Origin of the sequence: Streptomyces lavendulae subsp. lavendulae (assembly GCF_002803845.1) — a bacterium.
Classification (GTDB): domain Bacteria; phylum Actinomycetota; class Actinomycetes; order Streptomycetales; family Streptomycetaceae; genus Streptomyces; species Streptomyces lavendulae.
In genome coordinates this window covers 6,464,429-6,481,214 of the sequence record NZ_CP024985.1, presented here as the reverse complement: position 1 = coordinate 6,481,214, position 16,786 = coordinate 6,464,429, and the positions used below count along the sequence as shown (strand labels likewise).

The following is a 16,786-nucleotide window of genomic DNA, read 5'->3' as shown; positions in this document are numbered from 1 at the left end:
CGCCACTGCCCGACGGATCCCGGGCAGACTAACCAGTCGGTATGTCGGGGCGGAAGGGGTCAGGGCCCTAGCGTGTCCGGATGACGCTGTCACGACGCGGGGTGCTGGGACTGGCGGGGGCCGTGGGGGCCGCCGGGGCCGTCGCCGGAGCCGCTCCGGCGGCCCGTGCCGCCGCGCCGGGCACGGCGCCGGGCACGGCGGGCACGGCTGCCGCCCCCGCGCCGGAGCGGGTGCTCACCGGGTGCGAACGGCTCGCCGCCGACGGGTACGCGGAACTCGCCGGGCAGCGCGTCGGCGTCGTCACCAACCCCACCGGGATCACCGCCGACGCACGCCACCTGGTCGACGTCCTGCACGCCGACCCCCGGGTGGACCTGGTCGCGGTGTTCGGGCCGGAACACGGTTTCCGCGGATCGGCCCAGGCGGGCGGCTCGGAGGGGACCGGCCGGGATCCGGCGACGGGCCTGCCCGTGTACGACACGTACGACACCGGTGGGCAGCGCCTGGCGGACCTCTTCACGGCGGCCGGGATCGACACCGTCGTCTTCGACATCCAGGACGTCGGCGCCCGCTTCTACACCTACGTCTGGACCCTCTACGACTGCATGCGCGCGGCCGCCCTGGCCGGCAAGGCCGTGGTGGTGCTGGACCGGCCCAACCCGGTGGGCGGACGCCGGGCGGCCGGACCGGTGCTGGAGCGGCCGTACGCCAGCTTCGTGGGCCGCGAGCCGATCGCGCTCGCGCACGGGATGACGGCGGCCGAGCTGGCCCTGCTCTTCAACGGCGAGTTCCTCGGCTCCCGTCCGGTCCGGCTGCGGACGGTGCCCATGACGGGCTGGCGCCGCGCGTCCTTCTACGGTTCCACCGGGCTGCCGTGGGTGCCGCCGAGCCCGAACATGCCCACCCCGGACACCGCCCTCGCCTACGCGGGGACCTGCCTGTTCGAGGGGACCACCCTCTCCGAGGGCCGGGGCACGACCACCCCCTTCGAGGTGGTCGGCGCGGAGGGCGTGGACCGGCGGTGGGCGGAGGCGGCGAACGGGCTGGGGCTGCCCGGCGTCTGGTTCCGGGAGACCTGGTTCACCCCCTCCTTCTCCAAGCACGCCGGGAAGCTCTGCGGCGGGGTCCGGCTGATCGTCCACGACCGCGAGGCCTTCGACCCGGTGCGGGCGGGGATCGGCCTGCTGGTCACCGCGCGGCGGGTGTGGAGCGGCTTCGGCTGGCGCGCGGACCACTGGATCGACCGGCTGACCGGCTCCGACCGGGTGCGGACGCTGGTGGAGGCCGGGGCGGGGGTGGAGGAGATCGCGGGCGACTGGGCGGCGGGGCTGGCCCGGTTCGCGGCGGTCCGGGAGGAGTACCTCCTCTACTCCTGACCGCGCCCGCCGGCCGGGCGGATCCCGTGCTGCCGCGGGGCTGGCCGACGGGCGCCCGCGGCGGGATGCTGCGTGCACCGCAGGCACGGCACGGAGGGGGACGTCATGACGGACAGCGGAGCCGCATTCGGAACCGGAGCCCGGGCCGGGGCCACGACCGCGAACACGACCACGACCGGGGTGGGCGTCGGGCACTACCGGGAGCTGACCTTCGACGCCCAGGGGGACGTGGATCCGGCGACGCGGGCGGCGGTGGCCCGGATCGAGGCCACGGACCTGCTGGTCTTCGCCCACGGCTGGAACAGCGACCGGACCACCGCGACCCGGCTCTTCGACCGGTTCTTCGCCCCGTTCCCGGGGCTGGTGGGAACGGGGGTGCGGCTCGGCTACGTGGGGGTGGTCTGGCCCTCGATCCGCTTCTCCGACGAGCCGATCCCGGACTTCGACCCGCGGGCCGCGGCCGCCGCCACCGATACCGATACCGCCACCGGCCTGGACGTGGGCACGCGGCGGGCGCTCGGGGTGTTCTGGCCGGGCCGGGAGGCGGAGCTCGACCGGGTCGCCGAACTGCTCGACGCCCGGCCGGAGTCGGAGGCCGCCCTCGCCGAGTTCGGGGCCCTGGTACGGGAACTCGCCAATGTCGACCGGGTCGCCCCCGCGGGCCGGCCCTCGGCGGCGGCGGACCCGGGCGGCGCCCGCGGAGTACCGGCCCTGTTCGCGCGGGACGTGCGGGAGGTCTGCCGGGAACTGGCCGAGGCCCTGGCCGCCTCCGGGGCGGACGCCGGGGACGCGCCGGGCCTGGCCCCCGGCGACGGGCTGCGGGCCCTGTGGGGCGGGGCCAAGGAACTGCTCCGCCAGGCCACGTACTACGAGATGAAGAACCGGGCCGGGGTCGTCGGCGAGCACGGGCTCGGGCCGGTGCTCGCCGACCTGGCGGGCAGACGTCCCGCCCTGCGCGTCCACCTGATCGGCCACAGCTTCGGGGCGCGGGTGGTGTCCTTCTCCCTGCGCGCGGTACCGGACGGCGCCCGGCAGCTGAAGTCGCTGACCCTGCTCCAGGGAGCCTTCTCCCACTACGCCTTCAGCGACCGCCTCCCCCACGACCCACACCGCGGCGGCGCCCTGCGGGGACTCCAGCGCAGGGTCGACGGCCCCGTGGTGGCCTGTCACTCCTCCCACGACAGCGCCCTGGGGCTGTTCTATCCCCTGGCGTCCCGGATGGTGGGAGATTCGGCCGGTCTGCTCGGGTTCGACGAACGGTGGGGCGCGGTCGGGCACGACGGGGTGCAGGCGCTGCCGGACGCGCCGCGGCTCACCCTGGAGGCGGCCCTGCGCGACGGGCTGCCGACGGCCGGTTGCGTCAGCGTGGACGCGGGCTCCGTGGTACGGCGGGGCGGTCCGCCGTCGGGGGCGCACAGCGACATCTGCCACGAGGAGCTGGCCCGGATCGTGGTCGGGGCGGGGCGCATGGGGCGCTGAGTTCCGGCCATGTGCCACCCGCACGCCTCGACCGCCCCCGCATGCGCCCACGTCCGGCAGGGCATGTTGGGCACGTCAGGGCGCGCTGCTTCGTTCGACGGGGTAGCGCGAACACAGGTGTGGGCGGGGGCACGGCGGCGGAGGTGAAGGTGCGATGGCGGGATTTCGGAGTCTGGCCTACCAGGTGCGCGACGCGCGCAACGACCGGGCCCTGCGGCGCCATTCGCTGCGCCGCTGCCTGGAGCGGTTCGCGCCCTACGGGCACCGGGCGACGTGGTGGCACCTGTGCGACCGGCACGGGATCGCCCCCGAGGACCGGGGCGCGGATCCGCTGCGCCTGGTAGCGGCGCTGGAGGAACTGGAGGACGCCCGGGCGGTCTGGCTGGAGTACGAGCGGCAGTTCGCGGCGCGCCGTAGACGTGAGAAGCACGACGGGGTGCGCCGGCCGGAGTGGGCCTGGGGCGGCAGCGGGGACGCCGTGGTGCGGTGCGTCGATCCGGGGGTGCGGCCGGAGGGGACGCTGGGCGAGGTGCTGCGCCGGCTGGTGAAGGCGCTGGAGTCGGAGCCCGGCACGGCCTGCCCGGTGTGCGGGGAGCGGGAGTTGCGGTGGCCGCCGGCCCTGAGGGTCCACGGGGCGTGGGCCGGGGCGTGGGCGTGGGACGGGCCGGTGTGCGGGGGCTGCGGGATCGTGGTGCCGAGACCGGCGCTGGCGGACACGGTCCTGGCGCACCCGGCGGCGGTGCTCCCGGCCCCGGCGGGCGCGGCATGAGCGGTCCGGGGGCGGTGCTCCAGGTGGCGGTCAACGGATCGCGCGGCGCCGGCGACGGAGCTGCGGTGCCGATGACCCCGCGGGATCTGACGGAGTCGGCGGTGGCGGCCGTCGCCGCCGGGGCCGGGGAGGTCCTGGTGCACCCGAGGACCCCGTGCGGGCGGGAGAGCCTCTCGCCCCGGGTGGTCGGTCCGCTGCTGGAGGAGATGCGCGGCGCGGGGGTCCGCGTACCCCTCTCGGTTCCGGCCGCCGTCGACGCCGAGCCGGATCCCGCCGGGCGGCTGGAGCGCGTGCGGTCCTGGACGGTGCTGCCCGACCGGGCCCAGGTGCGGTTCGCGGAGCCGGGCGCCGGTCCGCTGGGCCGGGTCCTGCTGGCGCGCGGGGTGGCGGTGGACGCGCTGGTCCCCCTGGGCGGCGGGGCCGGGCCGGAGCCGCTGGCCCGGTTCCTGGAGTGGGCCCAGCCGGACCACGGCCCGGTCCGGCTGGTGGTGGAGCTGGCCGAGGCCGACCCGGCGCTGGTGGCGGCGCTGCGCTGGCTGCCGCCGGTGCCGGTCGTGCTGTACGGGCGGGAGGCGGCCGCCTGGCCGGTGCTGCGGATGGCCGCGCGGTGCGGTACCGGAGCGCGGACCGGCGTGGGGGACGTCCTGCACCTGCCCGACGGGCGGGCGGCGCGCTCCAATGCCGAACTGGTGGCCGCCGCCCGGGACCTGCGGGAGGCCGCTACTGCGACAGCCGGGATCCGGTGAGGCGGGCGCCGAAGGCGTCGTCCGGGTTGGACAGGGCGCACTTCTTCAGCGAGAGGCAGCCGCAGCCGATGCAGTCCGACAACCGGTCGCGCAGATCGCTGAGTTGCCGGATCCGCTCGTCGAGCTCGGCGCGCCAGTTCTCGGACAGCCGTGCCCAGTCCTCGGGGGTGGGGGTGCGCCCCTCGGGCAGTTCGACCAGTGCCTCGCGGATGTCGGCCAACGGTATGCCCACGCGCTGCGCGGCGCGCACGAAGGCCACCCGGCGCAGCGCCTCGCGCGTGTAGCGGCGCTGGTTGCCGGAGGTCCGGCGGCTGCTGATCAGTCCTTTGGTCTCGTAGAAGTGCAGTGCGGAGACGGCTGCCCCGCTGCGCGCGGAGAGCTGGCCGACCGTGAGTTCGTGGACGTTCTCGGGAATCTGCGGCACGCGACCGAGCCTAGTCGGAGATCCGTTGACAGACGCATGCGGGCCCCAGCATGCTGAGCAAACGCTTATTAGTTGCACGGCAGCGGACGACAGGGGCAGGGCATGGCCGAACCGAGGATCTTCACCTCCGCCGAGGAACTGCGCGCCGGGATCGGCGCCGTGCTCGGCCCGAGCGGGTGGCTGGAGGTGGACCAGAAGCGGATCGACCTCTTCGCGGACGCGACCGGCGACCACCAGTGGATCCACGTGGACCCGGAGCGGGCCGCCTCGGGCCCCTTCGGTTCCACGATCGCGCACGGCTATCTGACGCTGTCGCTGCTGCCCAGCCTGGTGCCGCAGGTCATGCGCGTCGAGGGCATGCGGATGGGCATCAACTACGGGACGGACAAGGTCCGTTTTCCGGCGCCGGTGCCGGTCGGCTCGCGGCTGCGCGCCACGGCCGTGATCACGGCGGTCACCGAGGCGGGCGAGGGCGTGCAGGTCGCGGCGACGGTCACCGTGGAGCGCGAGGGCGGCGAGAAGCCGGTCTGCGTCGCGGAGTCGGTGTCCCGCTACTACTTCTGAACCACGGGCACGGCGGCCGGGCGGGCGCCCACCATGCGGAGCACGAGGTCGGCGTAGAGCGCGCCGACCTCGTCGGGTGTGCGGTGACCGGCGGTGCTGAACCAGCGGGCCACGTCGATGCACAGGGACAGCACGGCGAGGGTGGTCCCGGGGACGTCGGGGACGTCGAACTCCCCCGCCCCGACCCCCTCGGCGATGATGCGGCGCACGGCGGCGTCGCTCTCGCGGCGCAGCGCGACGATCTCGCCGCGGTGCTCGGGCGCGAGCGCGTCGAGCTCGTACTGGACCACGCGCGCGGTGGTGTGGTGGGCGGCGTGCCAGCCCACGAAGGAGCGGACGGCCGCGTCGAGCCGCTCGGCGGCCGTTCCGGGCCCGGCGGCGGCGGTCTCCAGGATCTCCAGCGCCTTGTCGTGACCGATCCGGCTGATGCGGTGGAGCAGCTCTTCCTTCGTCTTGTAGTGGATGTAGAGCGCCGCCGGGCTCATCCCGGCCCGGCCCGCGATGTCGCGCGTGGTGGTCGCGTGGTAGCCGCGCTCGGCGAAGGCCTCGACGGCCGCGACCAGCAGCCGCCGCGCGGCGTCGGGGGTGACCTCCGACCACGCCTGGTAGCCACTGCCGTCCGCCGCGCTGTCCATCGCTCGCTCACCCTCTTCGCCGTGTGGAAGGCACACCCTACCGGAGGGTGAGCAAGCGCTTAGGTGCCACTCCCGACGGGTCCCCCTCCGGCTCAGAAGGCGGAGACCCCCGTGCGGGCACGGCCGATCAGCAGCTTCTGGATCTGGCTGGTGCCCTCGTAGAGGGTCATCACACGGGCGTCGCGCAGCAGCTTTCCGGCCGGGTACTCGTCGATGTAGCCGTAGCCGCCGTGGACCTGGAGGGCGTTGCCCGCGGCGCGCACGGCTGCTTCGGAGGCGAAGAGCTTGGCGGTGGAGGCCTCGGTGGCGAAGGGCTGCCCGCGGTCGATGAGGTCGGCGACGCGCCAGGTCAGCAGCCGGGCGGCGTCCACGTCGACGGAGATGTCGGCGATCAGCTCCTGGACCAGCTGGTGGTGGGCGATCGGCTTGCCGAACTGCTCGCGCCGGGCGGCGTACGAGACGGCCGCGTCCAGTGCGGCCTGCGCGATGCCGACGCAGCCCGCGGCCACCGACATCCGGCCCTTGGCCAGGGCCGACATGGCGACGGAGAAGCCCTTGCCCTCGGGGCCGAGCATCGCGGACGCGGGCACGCGGACGCCGTCGAGGGCGAGCTCGGCGGTGGCCTGGCCGCGCAGGCCCAGCTTGCCGTGGACCTCCCGGCGGGTGAGGCCCGGGGCGTCGGCGGGGACGAGGAAGGCGGAGATCCCGCGGTGTCCGGGGGCGCCGCCGGTACGGGCGAAGAGCAGGACGACATCGGCCCAGGTGCCGTTGGTGATGAACATCTTGCTGCCGCTGATCACGTACGCGTCCCCCTCGCGCACGGCCCGCGTGGTGAGGGAGGCGGCGTCGGAGCCGGTGCCGGGTTCGGTCAGGCCGAAGCAGCCGAGGGCCTCGCCGGAACACAGGCGGGGCAGCCACTCGCGCTTCTGCTCCTCGGTGCCCCAGGCGGCGACGGTCTTGGCCACCAGGCCGAGGGAGACCGAGACGATGCCGCGCACGGCGGAGTCGCCCCGGCCCAGTTCCTCGGTGACCAGCGCGTAGGAGAGGTGGTCTCCGCCGGAGCCGCCGTACTCCTCGGGGACGGTGAGGCCGAGGAAGCCGAGGTCGCCGAGGCTCTTCACGATGGCCCGGTCCACGCTCTCGGCGCGGTCCCACTCGGCGGCGTACGGGGCGATCTCGCGGTCGGTGAACGCGCGGGCGAGCCGGCGCACGGCCTCCTGCTCCTCGCTGAGCTCCAGGTTCACGGGTGCCTCCGGGTGGGGCGCGGTCGCGGGTGCCGGGGCCGTTAACTAGCACCGGTAGTTTATGGCGGGCAGGGCCTACTATGTGGCGCATGGCCAGACCGCGCAAGCCCCTCCTGAGCAGAGACCGCATCGTCGAGGCGGCCGGTGCGCTGGTGGACGCGGAGGGGCTGGAGGCGGTGTCGACGCGGCGGCTGGCCGCGGCGCTCGGGGTCAGCGGGCCCTCGCTGTACAACCACTTCCGGACCAAGGACGCGATCCTGGAGGCGGTGGCGGACGCGGTGAGCGCCCGGGTCGACCTGTCGATGTTCGACGCGGTCGGCGTCGCGGACGGCGACGGGGACGAAGCCCCCCGCGGCGACCGCGGAGGCGGGGCGCGCCGGGACTGGCGGGAGGCCCTGCACGCCTGGGCGCACTCGTACCGGGACGCCCTCGCGGACCATCCGAACATCGTGCCGGTGCTGGCACGGGGACCGGGCCGGCGCCCGGCCGGACTGCGGCTGGCGGACGCGGTGTTCGGGGCGATGACGGAGGCGGGATGGCCCCCGGCCCACGCGACCCGGATCGGCGCCCTGATGCGCTACTTCATCCTGGGCTCCGCGGTGGCCTCCTTCGCCCGGGGATTCGTGGACGACGAGGCGGCGTACGACCCGGTGGACTACCCGCACCTCGGGCAGGCCCATCTGCTGGCGGAGCGCAGGCGCGAGGTGGACAAGGGCGCGTTCGAGACGGGCCTGAAGGCCCTGCTGGACGGCCTGTCCCTCCAGTACGAGGCCCTGCGGGAACCGCGGGCCTGACCCGGCCGACCGCAGGAGCGGGGTGCGGTCGGCCGGGCGGGAGCCGGGGCCGGACGCCGGGCCTCGGACCGGGGGCCGGATCAGAAGACGATCAGGGAACGGCCGCCCTTGCCCGCGAGCATCGCGTCGAAGGCGGCGGGGATGCCGCCGAGGGTGATCCGGTCGGTGACCAGCGCGCCCAGGTCGAGGCGGCCCGCCCGCACGTGCTCTGCGATCACCGGGAGGTCGCGGGCGGGGTCGCAGTTTCCGTAGACACAGCCGCTGAGGGTGCGGGCGTAGTGGAAGATCTCCAGTGCGTGGAAGGTGACCTGCTGCTCCTTGCCGCCGATGCCGACGACCGTGGTGCGCCCGCCCCGGCGGGTGGAGTCCCAGGCTCCGCGGATGGTCTCCGCGCGGCCCACGCACTCCACGGCCACGTCCGCGCCCTGACCCTCGGTGAGCGCGCGGATCTGCTTGGCGGTGGTCTCGGAGGCGAGCACGAAGTCGGTGGCCCCGGCGGCACGGGCCAGTTCCTCCTTCGCCGGGGAGACGTCCACCGCCACGATCACCCCTGCCCCGGCGATCCGGGCCGCCTGGAGGGCGGCCAGGCCCACCCCACCGGCACCGAACACGGCCACCGACTCTCCGGGACGGACCTGGGCGCTGTGGTGGACGGCCCCGTAACCGGTGAGGACGGCGCAGCCGAGCAGGGCGGCCTCGGGCAGCGGGATCCCGGCGGGCGCGGGCAGCACGCAGTTCGCCGCGACGACGGTCTCCTCGGCGAAGGCGGCGACGTTGAGCCCGGGGTGCAGCTCGGTGCCTTCGCCGTCGTGGGCGTATACCGCGCCCACCCCGGTCAGCGCCTTGGCGCAGAGCCAGACCTCGCCGATCCGGCAGTGGTGGCACTCCCCGCAGGACGGGGCCCAGTTGAGCACCACGCCGTCACCGGGTGCGACGTGGGTGACGCCCTCGCCCACCGAGACGACCGTCCCGGCGCCCTCGTGCCCGAGGACGGCGGGGACGGGCACCCGCATGGTGCCGTTGGTGAGGGAGAGATCGGAGTGACAGACCCCGGCTGCGGCGAGCCGCACCCGGACCTGCCCGGGGCCGGGTTCGGGCAGCACGATGTCCCTTATCTCCAGCGGGGCTCCGACGGCGGGCAGGATGGCGGCGCGGACCATGGTCTTCGTCTCCGTGTCTCGGTGGGCTGCGCGGTCAGAACTGCAGGGACTTGGTCTGGAGGTACTCCCCCAGTCCGTGCGGGCCGAGCTCGCGGCCCACGCCCGACTGCTTGTAGCCGCCGAAGGGCGCGCGCACGTTGAAGCGGCCGCCGTTGATGTCCACCTGGCCGGTGTCCATGCGGCGGGCGAAGGCCACGGCCGTCTCGGCGTCCGCCGCCCAGACGGCGCCGCCCAGGCCGTAGACGGTGCCGTTGGCGATGCGCAGGGCGTCCTCCTCGTCCTCGTAGGGCAGGATCGCCAGGACGGGGCCGAAGATCTCCTCCTGGGCGATGGTCATCTCGGGGGTGACGTCCGCGAACACGGTCGGGGTGACGAAGTACCCGTGCTCGTGCGGCGCTTCGGAACCGCCCGCGACGAGGCGGGCGCCCTCCTCGACGCCCTTGTCGATGTACGCGCGCACGCGGGCGCGCTGCTTGGCGTTGATCACCGGGCCGAGGCGGGTGCCCGGGTCGCGGGGGTCGCCGGTGGGGTACTTGGCGACGGCGGCCGCCGCGAGGGACACGGCTTCCTCGTACTGGTCCCGCTGGACGAGCATGCGGGTGAGGGCGTTGCAGCTCTGACCAGAGTTGCTCATGACGTCGGCGACGCCCGAGGCGACGGCCTTGGGCAGGTCCGCGCCGGGCAGGATGACGTTCGCCGACTTGCCGCCGAGTTCGAGGGCGACGCGCTTGACGGCGGCGCCGGCGATGGCGCCGATCTTCCTGCCGACGGCGGTCGAGCCGGTGAAGGAGACGAGGTCGACTCCTTCGTGCTCGGCCAGCGCCTGCCCGGCGACCGGGCCGGTACCGGTCACCAGGTTGAAGACTCCGGCCGGGACGCCCGCCTCGTGCACGGCCTCGGCGAAGAGCTGTGCGGTCAGCGGGGTGTCCTCGGCCGGCTTGAGGACGAGGGTGCAGCCGGCGGCGAGAGCGGGTGCCACCTTGGCAACGACCTGGTGCAGGGGATAGTTCCAGGGCGTGATGGCCCCGACCACGCCGACCGGCTCCAGCAGCACGGTGGAGTTCCCGATCCGCTCCTCGAAGGCGTACTCGGCCCCGAGCTCGGCGTAGGACGAGGCCACCGCGATCGGGGCGCCCACGTGGACGTTCTCCGAGAAGCCGGAGGTGGCGCCGAGTTCGGCGGTGATGGTCTCGGCGATCTCGCCCTTGCGGGCCACCAGGACGTCGCGCAGCGCACCGATCAGGGCGGCGCGCTCGGCCGGGGCCGTGGCCGCCCAGCCGGGGAGGGCCGCGCGGGCCGCGTGTACGGCCGCGTCCACGTCTTCGGCGCTGCCGGCCGGGACGGTGGCGATGACCTGCTCGTCGGCCGGGTTGACGACCTCGATCCGGTCGGTTCCGGCGGCGGGCCGCCACTCCCCGCCGATGTACATCCCGTCGTGGGCCTTCATGACATTCCTCCCGAGCACGCACGAGCGCGTAGACCTGACGTCGTCGACACCCTACAAACTAGCGCCGGTAGTTTTCGGGGCGCCAGGGGCCGCCCGGCTCAGATGATGCCGAAAAGCATCCCTGCCGCCAGCACCACGAGGGAGGTGAGGGCCGCCCATTTCACGGTGAAGCGGGTGTGGTCGCCGAACTCGACCCTGGCCATGCCGACGAGGACGTAGACGGCCGGAACCAACGGGCTCGACATGTGCAGGGCCTGGCCGACCAGGGAGGCGCGGGCGATCTCCAGCGAGGAGACCCCGTGGGCGGCGCCGGCCTCGGCCAGGACCGGCAGGACGCCGAAGTAGAAGCCGTCGTTGGACATGAAGTAGGTCAGCGGCAGGCTGAGCAGGCCGGTGACCAGGGCCATGTGCGGGCCCATGCCCTCGGGGACGGCGCCGACGAGCCAGTCGGCCATGTGCTTGACCATGCCCGTCCCGCTGAGGACGCCGGTGAAGACGGCTGCGGCGAAGACCATGCCGGCGACGTTGAGGACGTTGTCGGCGTGGGCGGCGATGCGGGCCTTCTGGTCCGGCATGTGGGGGAAGTTCACGGTGAGCGCGAGGGCGGCGCCGAGCAGGAACAGCACCGGGATCGGCAGCAACTCCATGATCATCGCGGTGAGCAGGGCGACGGTGAGGGCCGCGTTGAACCAGTAGAGACGGGGGCGCAGCGTCGGACGGTCGGGGTCGAGCCCCTGGAAGCCGTCGCCCTCGGGCACGGCGTCGGAGTCGGGACCCGCACCAGGGGCGGCGCCGGAAGCCGGGGCGGGGTCCGGGGCGGAACCGGAGCTGGCGCTCCCGGGCGCCTTCGTGTCCGCCTGCGCGCCCGTGTCCGTCCTGTCGGCCGAGCCACCCGAGCCGACCGTGACCAGGGACTCCTCCTCGGCCTCCGTCTCCGTCTCCGTCTCCGCCTTCGCCTCCGCCTTCGCCTCCGCCTCCGCCTCCGCCTCCGCCTCCGCGGGCATGACCAGGGAGCCGACGCGGCGGCGCTCGCGCAGGCCCAGGACGTAGGCCAGGACGAAGACGCACAGCAGCCCGACCGCGAGGGCGGGGATCATCGGGACGAAGATGTCGGCGGCGTCCAGCTTGAGGGCGGTGGCGGCACGAGCGGTGGGGCCGCCCCAGGGAAGGGTGTTCATCACGCCGTTGGCGGTCGCGGCGACACCCGTCATGACCACCAGGCTCAGACCGAGCCGCTTGTAGAGCGGGTACATGGCCGAGACGGTGATCATGAAGGTGGTCGAGCCGTCCCCGTCGAGGGAGACGATCGCGGCCAGCACGGCCGTGCCGACCACGACCCGCATCGGGTCGGCCTTGCAGAAGCGCAGGATGCCCCGGACGATCGGGTCGAAGAGACCGACGTCGATCATCACGCCGAAATAGACGATGGCGAACATCAGCATGGCGGCGGTCGGGGCGAGCTTGCCGACGCCGTCGATGACGTAGTCCCCCAGGTGCGCGCCCTTTCCGGCGAACACGCAGAAGAGCGCGGGGATGAGGACGAGCGCCGCGATGGGCGACATTTTCTTCAGCATGATCAGGACCAGGAAGGTCGCGATCATGGCGAAGCCGAGGAAGGTCAGCATGCAGGGGAACCTAGGTGCCACCTCCTTGTGCCAACAAGACGTCGACGCGTGAGCAATACGAGCAAAACCCCAGCTCAGGGCAGGGGTGCGAGTTCGACGGGGAAGCCGTTGAGCACCGCCGTACCGGAGAGCGGGTCGAGCCGGGTGCCGTCGAGGAGCTGGTTGACGTTCACTCCCGGCTCGGCGGCCGCCACCGCCAGGCGGGTGCCGTCCCGGTCGTGGCCCCAGCCGTGCGGCAGGCTGACCACACCGGCGCGAACGGCGTCGGTCACCTCCACGGGGACCTCCAGGCTGCCGCCGTCGGCGGTGACGCGGGCCCGTCCCCCGTCGGTCAGTCCGATCCGCTCCGCGTCCTGCGGATGGACCTGGAGGGTGCAGCGGTTGGAACCTCCGGTGAGGGCCGGGACGTTGTGCAGCCAGCTGTTGTTGGACCGTAGGTGGCGGCGGCCCACGAGCACCAGGGCGGCGGGGCGGCCGGTGAGCGCCGCGCGCAGTCGGGGGAGCTCGGCCGCGATCGGGGCCGGGAGCAGCTCGATCCTCCCGCTGCGGGTCCTGAGCAGGCCCGGGAGCCGGGGCCGCAGCGGGCCGAGGTCGATGCCGTGCGGGTGCGCGAGCAACCGCTCCAGGTTCAGCCCGCCCTCCGGGCCAACCTCCGGCCCGGCCTCCGCCCCGTGGTCCGCCCGGTGGTCCGCCCGGTCCGGCTGCCCGTCCGGCCGTACCGTCGCGCCGAACAGGTCTCCGTACGGGCCGAGTCGGAGCATCAGGTCGAGCCGCCGCTCGGGTCCGCTCTCGCCCGTGAGGAGCCCCGCGAGCCGGACGGGGTCCGCTCCGTGGAGGGGGGAGCTCCGGTCCGCGGTCTCCCGGGCGAGGGCGCCCTGGATCGCCGTCTCGTCGACGACGGACGGCTCGGCGGCGCCGTACGTGCCGGAGACGGCCAGGACGAGGCGCGCGTGGATCTCGCACTCGTCGAGCCGCCCGGCTTCGAGGGGGACGGCGGCCCGGGTGTAGCGGACCTGGTTGCGGATGGCGAAGCCGTTGAAGGCGAAGTCGTGGTGCGCGCTCTGGGAGGGCGGCGGCGGGGGCAGCACGACGTGGGCGTGGCGGGAGGTCTCGTTGAGGTACGGGTCGACGCTGACCATGAAGTCCAGCCCGGCCAGGGCCGCGTCGAGCCGGCGGCCGTCGGGGGCGGACAGCACCGGGTTGGCGGCGATGGCGATCAGGGCACGGATCCGCCCCGGCCCCGGGGTTTCGATCTCCTCGGCGAGGGCGGCGATGGGCAGTTCGCTCTTGGCCTCGGGGTGGCCGGAGACCCGGCTGTGCCAGCGGCCGAGCGCGAACCCCCGGCCGGGTGCGGCGGCCCGGGGGCGCGGGCCGGTCGCCGGGAGCGGGAAGAGGGCCCCGCCCGGCCGGTCGAGGTTGCCGGTGAGGATGTTCAGTACGTCGACCAGCCAGCTGGCGAGCGTCCCGTGCTCGACGGTGCAGCTGCCGATCCGCCCGTAGACGGCGGCGGTCGGCGCGGCCGCGAGGTCACGGGCCAGGGTGCGGATCTCGGCGGCCGTGAGGTCGCAGGCGGGGGCAACGGCCTCAGGAGTGAAACTCGCGAGGGCGTCGGCGAGTTCCCTGAGCCCCTCGGTGTGTCCCGTCGGCGTCCCCGTACCCGACGGCCGTTCGGCGAGCAGGGTGTGCGCGAGGGCGGCGAGCAGCAGGGCGTCGCTGCCGGGGCGGGGTGCGAGGTGCCGGTCGGCGAGCCGGGCGGTCCGCGTCCTGCGCGGGTCGACGACCACGAGGGTGCCGCCGCGCGCCCTCAGCGCCTTGAGCCGGCCGGGGAAGTCGGGGGCGGTGCACAGGGAGCCGTTGGACTCGACCGGGTTGGCGCCGAGCAGGAGCAGGAAGTCGGTGCGGTCGAGGTCGGGGACGGGGATGGCGAAGGGGTCGCCGAACAGCAGTCCGCTGGAGACGTGCTTGGGCATCTGGTCGAGGGTGCTGGCGGTGAAGAGGTTGCGGGTGCCCAGCGCGCCCACGAGCAGCGGCGGGTAGAGGGCGCCGGCCATGGTGTGGACGTTCGGGTTGCCGAGGACGACGCCCACGGACTGCGCGCCGTGTTCGCGGACCAGGGCGGGGACGGCGGCGGCGATGGCGTCGTAGGCCTCCTCCCAGGTCGCCGGTCGCAGTCGGCCGCCGCGGCGGACGAGAGGGGTGCGCAGTCGGTCCGGGTCGGCGTCGAGCGCTCCGAAGGCGGCGCCCTTGGGGCAGATGAAGCCGCGGCTGAAGACGTCGTCGCGATCGCCCCGGGCACCGGTGACGGTGGTCCCCTCGATGGTGAGGGTGAGGCCGCAGGTGGCTTCGCAGAGGGGGCAGATGCGCGGGGCGGTGCGGGGCATGGGCCCTCCAGGGGGGCGGCGGGCCGTGGCGCGGGCACGCACCGTCGGCGGCCCGGCCCGGCGGCGCGGGCACGCGGGCGCCCCGAGCATACCGACCGGTAGGCACGCAGGGGAGGGGGCTGCGGCGACCGGTCGGCTCCGGGCCGTTCAGTCCAGGACTCGGGCCAGGTAGGCGTGCATCATCGCCCGCGTCTCGCCGACGATCGCCGGGTCCCCCGCCGGGTCGGCCCGGAAGGCCAGATGGACGAGCGCGTCGGTCGCCTCTACGGCGACCAGAACCGCACGCTCCAGTTCGGCGTCGGGGACGAGCCGCAGATGCCCGCACAGCAGCTGGGTCAGACGCGCGGCGACCAGGTCGTTCGGGTCGGCGGCGGGCCCCTCCGCGGGCGGCGCGGGCACGCCGAAGTCGACGAGGGCGAAGCCCGGGACGCTGCGCTTCATGGTCAGGTACTCGTCGAGGACGGCGTCCACGACGGGACGCCAGTGGGCGTCCGGCAGGACGGCGAGGCGCTTTTGGATGCCGTCGGCGTACCGGTCCAGGTTGCGGTGGGCCAGGGCGACAGCCATGGCCCGCTTGTTTCCGAAGAACCGGTAGACGGAGCCGATCGGCACGCCAGCGCGCAGTGCGACGGCACGGGTGCTGAGGTTCTCGTAGCCGGTCTCGTCGAGCAACTCGGCGCATGCGTCGAGGATCCGGGCGAGACGGTCGGCGCTGCGCTGCTGGACCGGGGTCCTGCGCAGGGGGTGGGCGGGAGGCACGGGGTCCATCATGCCGCTCCTGGCGTGTGGTTCGGGTGAACGCGGAGGCCGGCCCTCAGTTCAGCAGGAGGGTGAGCCCGCCGAGGGTGTACGTGACCATCAGCGCGAGCAGCGGGAGTTGGCCGGCCACGGCCCTGGCGGGCGGGAAGAGCCGTACGGAGCGGTCGTGGGCGGCGATCACGCCGAGTACGTGACCGGCCACGACGGCGATCACCTGGAGGGCCGCGAGACCGCCGGGACCCAAGGGGGGACTGGGATCGGGGCCATTGTCAGTGCCGACTGCCATGATTACCGTGCGTGGTCCTTCGGTGACGAGAAGGGAGAAGTAGTGGGCGATGAGATAGCCGAGGGCGATCGGTACGAGTGAGTGCGCGAAGGCGGTCAGCGGGCGGGGGTGCGGGCCGCTGACGAGGCGGGTGGCCCCGGCGCACAGGCAGTGGAGGGTGGCGACGAGGGCGACGGAAGCGAGCAGTCCGAGGGTGGCCGCGGGGGTGCGGCCGAGGGGGGAGGTCTGAACGGCGTTGATCCAGGCGGGGTTGTCGGAGTAGCCGTCGTAGGCGGTGGATCCGAGCAGGACGCAGACGGTGGCGACGAGTCCGGGCCGCTCGGGCGTCGCGTCGAGTCCGTGGAAGGGGTTGCGCAGGGCCAGGCGGCCGTCGCCGCGGCGGCCGAGCGGTGAGAGCCGGGCCAGGAGGTCGGAGTAGGCCTCGAAGGCGTCGGCGTCGGCGAACCACCGCTCACCGAAGCGGGCGGCGAGCAGCAGGTGGAGGGCGGCGTAGCCGGCGAAGGCATGGAGAAGGGTGGTGGTGGATGCGGGATCGGGAGCGACGAGCTCCAGCCAGGTGAAGCCGAACAGCCCTGCGGCGGCGGGCCATTGGCCGAGCCGGGCGGGCAGGGGACGGCCCGCGCCGGGCGGTCGGCGGCGGATCCGGCAGAGGAGCCGGTGCAGGGTGCGCAGCGGGTTGAGCAGGCGCCAGGCGGGGCCGAGGAGGAGGGAGGCGGGGACGAGGCCGACCCAGAGCAGGACGTAGACGGCGCCGGGAGCGGGGTTGCGGGCGGGGTCGTCGGGACCGAGGAGGAGGTGGAGGAGTACGGCGAGGGCTGCGGCGAGGCCGAGCCCGCGCAGGGTGGTGCGGGTGACCGGCGCGTCGGCCACCCGCTGGAACCCGGCGGGCAGGGCCAGACCGGAGCGGTCGCCGCGGAAGCGGGAGACCGGCCAGAGGAGGCCGAGTGCGAGGAAGGAGACGAAGAGCGCGGTGAAGGCTCCGGCGAAGGCGTAGAAGGGGGAGATGGGCAGGTCGTGCTGGGAGCCGATCCCGTGCGCGAGCAGGACCTGCGGGTCGGCCGGGTGAAGGACCACGCCCCGGCCGGGCCCGGGCCCGA

The 16,786-nt window shown here is 74.4% G+C and carries 15 protein-coding genes; 6 read left to right on the top strand and 9 right to left on the bottom strand.

Going from position 1 to position 16,786, the window contains the following annotated elements; all coding sequences use genetic code 11:
- The first annotated feature begins 80 nt into the window (after window positions 1–80).
- The 4 genes from SLAV_RS28930 to SLAV_RS28915 all read left to right on the top strand — a co-directional run bounded on the left by SLAV_RS28930 (window position 81) and on the right by SLAV_RS28915 (window position 4,370).
- Window positions 81–1,376 carry an exo-beta-N-acetylmuramidase NamZ family protein gene (locus SLAV_RS28930; RefSeq protein WP_030238912.1) on the top strand — a complete coding sequence of 432 codons (1,296 nt, stop codon included), beginning with the start codon at window positions 81–83 and terminating at the stop codon, window positions 1,374–1,376.
- Window positions 1,377–1,481: 105 nt separating this feature from the next.
- A complete protein-coding gene (locus tag SLAV_RS28925; RefSeq protein ID WP_158740871.1) occupies window positions 1,482–2,855 on the top strand; it encodes a serine-threonine protein kinase in 1,374 nt (457 codons plus the stop codon).
- Between the two features lie 154 nt (window positions 2,856–3,009).
- Window positions 3,010–3,624, top strand: a complete 615-nt coding sequence (locus tag SLAV_RS28920; RefSeq protein WP_030238908.1) for a hypothetical protein — start codon at window positions 3,010–3,012, stop codon at window positions 3,622–3,624.
- The gene (locus tag SLAV_RS28915; protein ID WP_234333855.1) at window positions 3,621–4,370 is read left to right on the top strand and encodes a 3-keto-5-aminohexanoate cleavage protein; all 750 of its coding nucleotides are present in this window, start codon (window positions 3,621–3,623) and stop codon (window positions 4,368–4,370) included. The genes SLAV_RS28920 and SLAV_RS28915 overlap by 4 nt, the downstream gene beginning before the upstream one ends.
- Here the strand turns inward: SLAV_RS28915 and soxR are convergent.
- Window positions 4,345–4,794 carry a redox-sensitive transcriptional activator SoxR gene (gene soxR, locus SLAV_RS28910; protein WP_030238902.1) on the bottom strand — a complete coding sequence of 150 codons (450 nt, stop codon included), beginning with the start codon at window positions 4,792–4,794 and terminating at the stop codon, window positions 4,345–4,347. The genes SLAV_RS28915 and soxR overlap by 26 nt on opposite strands.
- A gap of 102 nt (window positions 4,795–4,896) precedes the next feature.
- Between soxR and SLAV_RS28905 the strand changes: the two genes are divergently transcribed.
- A complete protein-coding gene (locus SLAV_RS28905; RefSeq protein ID WP_030238899.1) occupies window positions 4,897–5,358 on the top strand; it encodes a MaoC family dehydratase in 462 nt (153 codons plus the stop codon).
- Here the strand turns inward: SLAV_RS28905 and SLAV_RS28900 are convergent.
- A complete protein-coding gene (locus SLAV_RS28900) occupies window positions 5,349–5,993 on the bottom strand; it encodes a TetR/AcrR family transcriptional regulator (protein WP_030238895.1) in 645 nt (214 codons plus the stop codon). The genes SLAV_RS28905 and SLAV_RS28900 overlap by 10 nt on opposite strands.
- A 92-nt stretch (window positions 5,994–6,085) precedes the next feature.
- Complete coding sequence (locus tag SLAV_RS28895) at window positions 6,086–7,237, bottom strand: acyl-CoA dehydrogenase family protein (protein ID WP_030238893.1); 1,152 nt, start codon at window positions 7,235–7,237, stop codon at window positions 6,086–6,088.
- Between the two features lie 89 nt (window positions 7,238–7,326).
- Here SLAV_RS28895 and SLAV_RS28890 point away from each other — a divergent pair, with 89 nt between their 5' ends.
- Complete coding sequence (locus SLAV_RS28890) at window positions 7,327–8,031, top strand: TetR/AcrR family transcriptional regulator (protein ID WP_030238891.1); 705 nt, start codon at window positions 7,327–7,329, stop codon at window positions 8,029–8,031.
- Window positions 8,032–8,111: 80 nt separating this feature from the next.
- On the opposite strand, the gene SLAV_RS28885 is transcribed toward SLAV_RS28890, so the two are convergent.
- The 6 genes from SLAV_RS28885 to SLAV_RS28860 all read right to left on the bottom strand — a co-directional run bounded on the left by SLAV_RS28885 (window position 8,112) and on the right by SLAV_RS28860 (window position 16,763).
- Window positions 8,112–9,191 carry a Zn-dependent alcohol dehydrogenase gene (locus tag SLAV_RS28885; RefSeq protein ID WP_030238888.1) on the bottom strand — a complete coding sequence of 360 codons (1,080 nt, stop codon included), beginning with the start codon at window positions 9,189–9,191 and terminating at the stop codon, window positions 8,112–8,114.
- A 34-nt stretch (window positions 9,192–9,225) separates the two neighbouring features.
- Window positions 9,226–10,638 carry an aldehyde dehydrogenase family protein gene (locus tag SLAV_RS28880; RefSeq protein ID WP_030238885.1) on the bottom strand — a complete coding sequence of 471 codons (1,413 nt, stop codon included), beginning with the start codon at window positions 10,636–10,638 and terminating at the stop codon, window positions 9,226–9,228.
- A gap of 98 nt (window positions 10,639–10,736) precedes the next feature.
- Window positions 10,737–12,263 carry a CitMHS family transporter gene (locus tag SLAV_RS28875; protein WP_030238882.1) on the bottom strand — a complete coding sequence of 509 codons (1,527 nt, stop codon included), beginning with the start codon at window positions 12,261–12,263 and terminating at the stop codon, window positions 10,737–10,739.
- Window positions 12,264–12,337: 74 nt separating this feature from the next.
- The gene (locus tag SLAV_RS28870; RefSeq protein ID WP_030238880.1) at window positions 12,338–14,644 is read right to left on the bottom strand and encodes a molybdopterin-dependent oxidoreductase; all 2,307 of its coding nucleotides are present in this window, start codon (window positions 14,642–14,644) and stop codon (window positions 12,338–12,340) included.
- A 147-nt stretch (window positions 14,645–14,791) separates the two neighbouring features.
- A complete protein-coding gene (locus SLAV_RS28865; protein WP_030238877.1) occupies window positions 14,792–15,412 on the bottom strand; it encodes a TetR/AcrR family transcriptional regulator in 621 nt (206 codons plus the stop codon).
- A gap of 46 nt (window positions 15,413–15,458) precedes the next feature.
- Window positions 15,459–16,763 carry a hypothetical protein gene (locus SLAV_RS28860; protein WP_030238874.1) on the bottom strand — a complete coding sequence of 435 codons (1,305 nt, stop codon included), beginning with the start codon at window positions 16,761–16,763 and terminating at the stop codon, window positions 15,459–15,461.
- Window positions 16,764–16,786 lie beyond the last annotated feature (23 nt).

Coding starts and splice junctions, on each gene's coding strand:
- SLAV_RS28925 (WP_158740871.1), top strand. CDS start 1,482: ATGACGGACAGCGGAGCCGCATTCGGAACCGGAGCCCGGGCCGGGGCC.
- SLAV_RS28865 (WP_030238877.1), bottom strand. CDS start 15,412: ATGGACCCCGTGCCTCCCGCCCACCCCCTGCGCAGGACCCCGGTCCAG.
- SLAV_RS28920 (WP_030238908.1), top strand. CDS start 3,010: ATGGCGGGATTTCGGAGTCTGGCCTACCAGGTGCGCGACGCGCGCAAC.
- SLAV_RS28900 (WP_030238895.1), bottom strand. CDS start 5,993: ATGGACAGCGCGGCGGACGGCAGTGGCTACCAGGCGTGGTCGGAGGTC.
- SLAV_RS28870 (WP_030238880.1), bottom strand. CDS start 14,644: ATGCCCCGCACCGCCCCGCGCATCTGCCCCCTCTGCGAAGCCACCTGC.
- SLAV_RS28930 (WP_030238912.1), top strand. CDS start 81: ATGACGCTGTCACGACGCGGGGTGCTGGGACTGGCGGGGGCCGTGGGG.
- SLAV_RS28890 (WP_030238891.1), top strand. CDS start 7,327: ATGGCCAGACCGCGCAAGCCCCTCCTGAGCAGAGACCGCATCGTCGAG.
- SLAV_RS28915 (WP_234333855.1), top strand. CDS start 3,621: ATGAGCGGTCCGGGGGCGGTGCTCCAGGTGGCGGTCAACGGATCGCGC.
- SLAV_RS28880 (WP_030238885.1), bottom strand. CDS start 10,638: ATGAAGGCCCACGACGGGATGTACATCGGCGGGGAGTGGCGGCCCGCC.
- SLAV_RS28885 (WP_030238888.1), bottom strand. CDS start 9,191: ATGGTCCGCGCCGCCATCCTGCCCGCCGTCGGAGCCCCGCTGGAGATA.
- SLAV_RS28905 (WP_030238899.1), top strand. CDS start 4,897: ATGGCCGAACCGAGGATCTTCACCTCCGCCGAGGAACTGCGCGCCGGG.
- SLAV_RS28875 (WP_030238882.1), bottom strand. CDS start 12,263: ATGCTGACCTTCCTCGGCTTCGCCATGATCGCGACCTTCCTGGTCCTG.